Raw genomic sequence first — 7,884 nt, 5'->3', positions numbered from 1 at the left:
CATTTCGTTCTTCGGGTTTTGTTTCTTTTTTTTCGGCGGTTGGCCCAGCCCCCCCCCCCCCCCCCCCGCGCGGGCGCCGCCCCCCCCCCCCCCCGCCCGCAGGCCCGCGGGCTCACCACGGCGCCCGAGCGCCGGTCGGTCGCGCGATGCGGCAGGGCGCGGCGGGGATCGGTGGCCCTACGCCCGGCGCGTGGGAGACCAGAGGCCCGCCGCGGTCCCTTCCGCCATATGTTCCCGGTAGGTGCCGACCTTGTCGCGAATGATCTCGAGGCTCGCCCTGAGCTCGGCCATCTTGTCCTCGACCGACTGCTGGTGCTCCTCCAGCAACGCCAACCGCTCTGCTTCGTTTCCCGGCCCGGACCGGACCAATCCGGCGAATTTCTGGACGGTAGCGATCGGCATGCCCGAGTCGCGCAGCCGCTTGCACAGCAGCAGCCATTCCACATCGGCGGTGTCGTAGACCCGACGCCCGCCCGCCGTACGCGGAATCGGCCGCAGGAAAAGCTTCTCTCGTTCGAAGAAGCGCAATGCGTGGATCCCCAGACCGGGCGCCTTGGCCACGTCTCCGATGGACAGTTCGCTCATACACCGACCCTCATAGCTTGACCTAGATCGCGCTCTAGATCCTGACCTCCGTCGCATGACCACGACACAGCACAAGCTCAGCTCCGGGTTCGGCCCGCACAGCACCGCCGACGACGTCCTGGCGGGTCTCGATCTCACCGGCCGCAACGTCTTGATCACCGGCGGATACTCGGGTCTCGGCCTGGCGGCCACCGCCGCACTCGCCCGGGCGGGAGCACAGGTGATCGTGCCCGCGCGCCGACCCGCGGTGGCCGCCGCGGCTCTCCGGGACGTCCCGCGCACCCGGGTGCTGCCACTGGATCTGGCCGACCCCGACAACATCCGGAGTTTCGCCGAGCAATTCAGGCAGAAGGGTCCGGTCCTCGATATCGTGATCGGTAACGCGGGCGTGATGGCCTATCCGGTCCGGCACATCGGGCCCGGATGGGAGGCACATTTCGCCATCAACCATCTCGGCCACTTCGCGCTGATCACCGCGCTGCGGCCCGCGTTCGCCCGCACCGGCGCGCGGGTCGTCTCGGTGTCGTCATCCGGACATTTCCTCTCCGGCATCCGCTGGGACGACCCGCATTTCCGGCACGACTACGATCACTGGGCCGCATATGGACAGTCCAAAACCGCCAACGCACTGTTCGCTGTGCACCTCGACGAACTCGGTGCCACCGAGGGAGTGCACGCATTCGCGGTACACCCGGGCAGTATCCTCACACCGTTGCAGCGGCGTATTCCCCGGTCCGCGCAGATCGCTCAGGGCTGGCTCACCGACGACGGCCGCGTCGCACCGGGTTTCAAGACCCCGGCGCAGGGAGCGGCCACCGCGGTGTGGGCGGCCACCTCGCCGCTGTTGGACGGCCATGGCGGCGCGTACTGCCAGGACTGCGATATCGCCGAAGCGGCCCGGGACGACGATATGCTCGTCGGCGGTGTCAAGCCGTGGGCGACCGATCGGGAGGCCGCGGCCCGGCTGTGGGCCCTGTCGGTCGAACTCACCGGAGTGGACGGGTTCGCCGACGCCCCGGCTCGGTACCGATGAGGCCGGACGCGAGTGCCGATCGAGGCCGCGTCCGGGCGGTACAGTGCCGAATATGACCGAAACGAGTGATCTACCCGATACCACCGAGCCGTTGGACGCGCGGTCGGAGGTCGAGCGGGTCCACTCGCTGCTGGCCACCTGGCTCGGTACAGCCGCGCCTCCCCGGGTGCTGGACGGATTCGCCGCCGCTCAGCACGACGATTTCTCGATGGTCACCGTCGCGGGCGCGGTGCTGCGGAAAACCGAACTGCTCGCGGGTCTGCACCGGGCCCGCAACAGTCGCCCCGGTCTGGTCATCGAGATATCGGAGGTCGAGACGGTCTGCGCGTCGGCCGATCTCACCGTGGTGCGGTTCGTGGAAGAACACCGCGACGGCGACACCAGCGAGTATCGCCGGACGACCGCGGTACTGAGCGCCGCCCCGGACGACAACCGGTACCTCTGGCTGGCCGTTCACGAAACCACCCTCGGCCCGGACGAGATCGAGCGCTCCCTGACCTGACCGGGCAGTGCCCGGGTGGAGTCCCCGGCCTCGGCCGGCAACCGGAGGACCGGGAACTCACCGGGACAAGTATGCGTCGACCCCGGCCGCGGCGAGGGCCACCACCGCGGCGGCGGCCACCGCCAGGTGGGTGCGGCGGTAGTGGGTGGTCAGGACGGCCGCGAATTCGCGCAGGAAAGCGGCGGGAATGAAGTAGCGCGCCGTACGGGCGCCGACGACCTGGGCCCGGATACCGAGCCGACGGGTCAGGGCCGCGGCGCGTAGCACATGGAAGTTACTGGTGACGACCGTGATTCGGGTTTCGGCGGTATCGAGCCCGTACCGGCGGAGCAGGTCCACGGTGTTACGCAGGTTCTCCTCCGTATTGCGCGAGCTGCGTTCCCGCAGGATCGATGTCTCGGCGACGCCGACGGCGACGAGGTAGGCGGCCATCGCGTCGGCCTCGCTGAGTGCCTCGTCGCTGCCCTTGCCTCCGGAGGTGACGAGGACCGGTTCCCGGCCGCGCGCTGTTTCGGCGCGATAGACCTGGAGTGCTCGGTTCAGGCGGGCCGCGAGCAAAGGCGTGACCCGGTTCCGGTTCAGGCCACAGCCGAGGACCACCACGGCGTCCGCGCCCGGCTCGTCCGGGAGTTTGCCGTAGAGAACGGCATGACCGGCGAAGGCGAGCAGATGCGCCAGCAGGTAGATACCCACCAGGGTGGCCGTGGCGGCCACGAGCATCAGCCAGTGCGGTACGGCGGGTCCGCGCCGTAGCGCGAGCAACGCCACGAGGGGCAGCACGAGGAGACCGAACCCCACCACCACCGGGGTCATGGTGATCGGCCGCAGCCCTTCGCGCCGGGCGACCGTGATGCCGTTGGTGAGCAACCCGAGGCCCACCACCATCACGCCCAGCGAGAAGAGGGCGCCCAGGAGCGCCGAAACCGATTCCGGGCCGGACGGGTCGGTCAGACGCGCGACCGCGGCCCCCGCACCGGCGAGGACCAGCGCGACCGCCGCGAGCAGGAAGAATCCCGTGGACAACCGGCGCGGCTCGCGGCCGAGCCGGGTGGCGCCGAACACCCCCGCCGCCCAACCCGCGACGAGCAATACCGCAGGATCCACTTTCTCCTCCTCCACCGTTACGGCCGGAACTGCCACTACTCCGGCCGAATACCCGAAAAGTTGCCCGGCGTTCGCCTCGCCGCGGGATCGGGGGACGGTGCCGCGCCCGGCTCGGCAAGGCATGGGGAAAGAGTTCGGTCGTCCGCGTTCCCCCGTATGCTGCCCGCAGGGCGAACCCCGCCGCCACGATCCCGGATCCCTCCCGCCGGAACGGATCCGGATGCGCGCGGCGAGACGGAGGGATGTGGTCGATGCGGTACTACAGCGCAATCGTGCGCCGGGTGTTGCCGGTGGCGGTGTCCGTGCTGATGGTCGCCGGGGCGGCCGGAGGTGCGGCCGCGGACCCGGCGATCCCCGGGCCCGGGCCGGCCGGAACCTCGCTGATGCACGGCGATCTCGCGTCCACCGACAGCACCGGGCTCCCCGGGCCCGGGCCGGGCGGGCGGCTCGCCGCCTCCTCCGTCCCGGGCGGGGCGTGCAGCGCGATATTCGTCGCCTCCGACGGGATGGCGGTGGCGCTGTGTACCGGCTACCTCGGACTCACCCCGCCGGAGGTCGCCGTGCCGACCGTGAAACTCTTCGACCCGGTCTCCGCGGCGCCCGTCGCCTCACTGCAGCTGACCAAAGGCGGTCTGCTGGGCGGTGTGTACGGCTACCTCGACAGCCGCGACCGCGTGGTCGTCGCCGACGGGTCGGGCGCGATCGTCCGGGTCGGGCACCGGCGCGCCGCCGCGGACCGCTGGGAGCTGTTCGTCGACGAGCGAGTCGATATCGCGGGCAGTATTCCGAGCGGCGACGCCATCACCGGTGTGGCGCCCGACTACCGGGGCCGCCTCTGGTTCGCCAGCACCGGCGGCGTGATCGGCACCGTCGACTCCACCGGTCGCGCGGCGACGACCCGGCTGCCGGACGGCGAGAAACTCACCAACGGGCTGAGCGTGCGCCGCGACGGCACCTCGGTACTCACCACGCACGCGCTCTACGAGATGCGGGCCGGGACCTCCGGTGTGCCCGAGGTGGTCTGGCGGCAGCCCTACGCGGCGGGCACGGTACGCAAACCCGGCCAGCTCGGACCCGGGTCCGGGACCACGCCGACCTATTTCGGTCCCGGCGGCGACGAATGGGTGGCGATCGTCGACGATGCCGAACATCCGGACCTGATCGTCTACCGCGCCGACGACGGAGCGCAGGTCTGCCGGACCCCCGCCTTCGGGACCTCCGGGCAGGGCACCGAGAACTCGCCGATGGCCTGGGGCGACTCCCTGGTGATCCCCAGCACCTACGGGTTCGGCTATCCCCCGGGCGCGACATCGGGTCCCAGTGACCCACCGAACGCGGCGTTCACCGGCGGTATGACCCGCATCGATGTGTCGGCGACCGGGTGCCGGCGGATCTGGAAAACCGGAGATCGGATGGCCTCGCTGCCTCGCCTGTCGCGCGCGGACGGCCTGATCTACGGGCTCTCCTACGGGCCGCTCCCACCCGGTGGCGGAATCCAGCAGGTGGGTCCGGTGTACTACACGGCGGTGGATTTCGGCACCGGCGAGCCGCGGGCACATCGCGCGGTGGGTGTCGCGCCGCTGGACGAGCCCCTGCAACTCACCGGAACCATCGGCCCCGATCGTTCGTATTGGCAGGCCACCGTCGGACGGATGCTGCGGATCGCGCCTTGAGTACACGCCGGGGCAGGTGGATCGGTCGCCGAGGTGAATGGCCCCGGGTCGACGGTGCCGCAGCCGCGGTGCCGCAGTGGCGGGTCCGGTTCCAGCAGGTCAGGAGCGGCGGGCGGCCCACACGGTCACGGTGAACAGCGCGACACCGAGAGCGGCCAGACCCGCGCCGACCAGTGCCGGCGCCGTATAGCCGTAACCGGCCGCGATCACCAGACCGCCCAGCCAGGCACCGGCGGCGTTCGCGATATTGAGGGCCGCGTGGTTGAGGGTCGCGGCCAGGGTCTGCGCGTCGGCGGCCACATCCATCAACCGGGTCTGTAGTCCGGGAGCCAGCGCGGCGCCGGTGGCGCCCACCAGCAGGGCACCGATCCCGGCGGTGATCGGATTGTGGGCCGCGGCGACGAAGCCGAGCAGTACGACCATCATGGCGCCCATGGCCACGAAGATCGACCGGTCCACCCCACGATCTGCGAGCACACCGCCACCGATATTGCCCAGCACCATACCGACGCCGAAGAGCGCGAGCACCAGCGGCACCAGGCCCGCTCCCATCCCCGCGACATCGGTGAGGGTCGTGCTCACGTAGGTGTAGACGGCGAACATGCCACCGAAGCCGATGGCGCCCACCGCCAGGGTGAGCAGGACCTGCGGCCGGCGAAGGGCGCCGAGTTCGGTGAGCGGATCGGTGGTCACGATCGCCGTCAGCGGCGGCACGAAACGCAGCAGTGCGGCCACCGTGGCCACCCCGATCACGGCGACCACCACGAAAGCGCTGCGCCACCCGAGATGCTGACCCAGCCAGGTCGCCGCCGGGACCCCGACCACATTGGCGGTGCTCAAACCGAGCATCACCGCGGCCACTGCCTTGGCGCGCTGCCCGGCCGGCGCCAAAGTCGCGGCCGCCAGCGAGGCGACGCCGAAGTAGGCGCAGTGCGGGAGCCCGGAGACGAACCGGGCGGCGACCATGGTGGCGAAGTTCGGCGCGAGCGCCGAGGCGAGGTTGCCGATCGCGAAAGCCGCCATGAGCACGACCAGCAGCGGCTTTCGCTCCACCTTCGCGCAGGCGGCCGCGATCACCGGCGCGCCGACCACCACTCCGAGCGCGTAGGCGGAGACCGCGTGCCCGGCGGTCGGCTCGGATACCGAGAAAGCGCCGGCGATATCGGGGAGCAGCCCCATGGTCACGAATTCGGTGGTACCGATACCGAAGCCGCCGAGCGCGAGGGCCAGCATCGCCGGTATGTGCCAGCCGGTGCGGGTGGGCGCGGCGGGAGCCGCGCTCGCCGTGGTGGTAGCGGTGGAAGTCACGCTCTGGTGCAACAGGCGGCGCCCGGGCAGGGTTCCGCGCACAGTTGTGAGTTGAGGCACCCGGCCAGCGACCGCGGTGACCGATATGTCCGGTGCGAAAGGCTTATTCCGAGGTGAGGCGGTCGGTGGCCAGCTGCCCGGCCGCGCCGGCCCGGCGCAGGAAATCGGCGATCACCTGGAGTTCGGTATCGGTGTAGCCGTCGCAGAGCTCGTCCATGAGCGCGTTCATACCGGCGTACTGCCGGAAGATTTCGGCATTGCGGCCGGGCACGATCCGGATGTTCACCGCACGCCGATCGCCCGCGGCGCGTTCCCGCACGACCCAGCCGCCACGTTCCAGCCGATCGAGTATTCCGGTGATCGTGGCGGGGTGCAGGCCGGCCAGTCGCGCCAGGCCGCTCGGACTGAGCGGACCCTGCCTCCCGAGGATGTCCAGGCAGTCGAGATCGACGTCTTTGAGTTCCACTCGGGTGCCGACCCGATGGTTCAACAGGGCGAGCGCCACCCGCAGTTCCCGCAGCGAACTCTTCACGGCGGTGGTCAATTGTCTGCGCTGCCGGGTCGCTCCCGGATCCGCCTCGGTCATATACCCCTCACATGATCTGGAACTCCGATGGTACGGGGCCGATACACCGACACGATCATCCCTGGCACTTATATTACGAGTCACGTAATATATTGATTTCATACCTTATGAGCTCCGGGAGAGAATTATGATCAGCCACCTGGCAGCGCCACCGGACCCGACCGCCCCACCCCGGGACACCCGGCTCATCGCCGTCCTCCGCTTCGCCATTCGTCTTCTCGCCGGTTTGTTCGCCGGTTTCCTGCTCGGCGTGCTGGTTTTGGAGTCCTCGCTCCGGACGGCCGATGCCGTCACCTACACACTCGTCAGATCGGTGGAGCTGGATCGCCTCGATCTCCTCGCGAGCCTCACCCTCCTCCCGGCCCTGTGTCTCGCCGCCGCTCTCGCGGTGACGGCCTACCGCGCCGGCCGGGCCTGGATCTCGTTCGCGGCCGCCGCGACTCTGCTGGCGGTCGTCGCGCTGATCAGTATCGGGATCAACCTGCCCGTCAACGCCCAGCAAGCATGGCTGGGCCGACCACGGGATCCCGGCCGACTGGTCCGCCGTGCGCGACCGCTGGCAGGGCGCCCATGCGGTCCGCACCATCGCGGCGACCATCGCGTTCGGCATCCTGCTGCTCCCGCCGCGCCCGCTCCCCCGCACTCGCTGAACCGCCTACAACCCCCAGAGGAAGAGATCATGCGAATCGTCATCTTCGGCGCCAACGGTCCCACCGGACGGCTGCTCACCGGTCAAGCACTCGAATCCGGGCACGATATCGTCGCCTTCACCCGCCGGCCCGGCGAGTTCCCCATCGCCCACGATCGGCTGACCACGATCGGCGGCGACGTCTACGACCCGGCCGCCGTAGCGCGGGCGGTCTCGGGTGCCGATGCCGTCCTCTCGACACTCGGAGTGCCGTTCAGCCGGAAACCGATCACCACCTATTCGGCCGGCGTGGCCACTATCGTCGCCGCCATGAACCGGCATGGGGTACACCGGATCGCCGTGGTCTCGTCTAGACGAGTAAGTCCAAACCCTGGTCAATGGTCGTAGGCGATCAGTGACCGGGTGACCGGTGCGCCGATCGTGTGGTTGTGCCAGATCGCGGCA

General features: G+C 69.9%; 8 protein-coding genes. 4 read left to right on the top strand and 4 right to left on the bottom strand.

Translation table 11 applies throughout. The features are described from left to right. Window positions 1–177 precede the first annotated feature (177 nt). Window positions 178–585, bottom strand: a complete 408-nt coding sequence (locus ABZV91_RS31625; RefSeq protein ID WP_355249392.1) for a MerR family transcriptional regulator — start codon at window positions 583–585, stop codon at window positions 178–180. Between the two features lie 55 nt (window positions 586–640). On the opposite strand from ABZV91_RS31625, the gene ABZV91_RS31620 reads away from it, so the two are divergent. Both ABZV91_RS31620 and ABZV91_RS31615 read left to right on the top strand, forming a co-directional pair. Beyond that, window positions 641–1,618, top strand: a complete 978-nt coding sequence (locus ABZV91_RS31620) for an oxidoreductase (RefSeq protein WP_355249391.1) — start codon at window positions 641–643, stop codon at window positions 1,616–1,618. Between the two features lie 52 nt (window positions 1,619–1,670). Further along, the gene (locus ABZV91_RS31615) at window positions 1,671–2,120 is read left to right on the top strand and encodes a hypothetical protein (protein ID WP_355249390.1); all 450 of its coding nucleotides are present in this window, start codon (window positions 1,671–1,673) and stop codon (window positions 2,118–2,120) included. A 57-nt stretch (window positions 2,121–2,177) separates the two neighbouring features. On the opposite strand, the gene ABZV91_RS31610 is transcribed toward ABZV91_RS31615, so the two are convergent. Continuing rightward, on the bottom strand, window positions 2,178–3,224 hold the full coding sequence (locus ABZV91_RS31610) for a YdcF family protein (RefSeq protein WP_355249389.1): 1,047 nt from the start codon (window positions 3,222–3,224) through the stop codon (window positions 2,178–2,180). A gap of 251 nt (window positions 3,225–3,475) precedes the next feature. Here ABZV91_RS31610 and ABZV91_RS31605 point away from each other — a divergent pair, with 251 nt between their 5' ends. Continuing rightward, a complete protein-coding gene (locus ABZV91_RS31605) occupies window positions 3,476–4,897 on the top strand; it encodes a hypothetical protein (protein ID WP_355249388.1) in 1,422 nt (473 codons plus the stop codon). A gap of 99 nt (window positions 4,898–4,996) precedes the next feature. Here ABZV91_RS31605 and ABZV91_RS31600 read toward each other — a convergent pair whose 3' ends face one another. Both ABZV91_RS31600 and ABZV91_RS31595 read right to left on the bottom strand, forming a co-directional pair. Further along, a complete protein-coding gene (locus ABZV91_RS31600; RefSeq protein ID WP_355249393.1) occupies window positions 4,997–6,130 on the bottom strand; it encodes an MFS transporter in 1,134 nt (377 codons plus the stop codon). A gap of 178 nt (window positions 6,131–6,308) precedes the next feature. Then, window positions 6,309–6,791 (bottom strand): MarR family transcriptional regulator, encoded by a 483-nt coding sequence (locus ABZV91_RS31595; protein WP_355249387.1) that lies wholly within the window; start codon window positions 6,789–6,791, stop codon window positions 6,309–6,311. Between the two features lie 127 nt (window positions 6,792–6,918). On the opposite strand from ABZV91_RS31595, the gene ABZV91_RS31590 reads away from it, so the two are divergent. Further along, window positions 6,919–7,827 (top strand): NAD(P)H-binding protein, encoded by a 909-nt coding sequence (locus ABZV91_RS31590; RefSeq protein ID WP_355249386.1) that lies wholly within the window; start codon window positions 6,919–6,921, stop codon window positions 7,825–7,827. Window positions 7,828–7,884 lie beyond the last annotated feature (57 nt).

It is taken from the genome of Nocardia sp. NPDC004568 (assembly GCF_040609955.1).
In the GTDB taxonomy this organism is placed as follows: domain Bacteria; phylum Actinomycetota; class Actinomycetes; order Mycobacteriales; family Mycobacteriaceae; genus Nocardia.
Note: the sequence above shows the minus strand (reverse complement) of the source record. Positions and strands in the feature narration are given on the sequence as shown.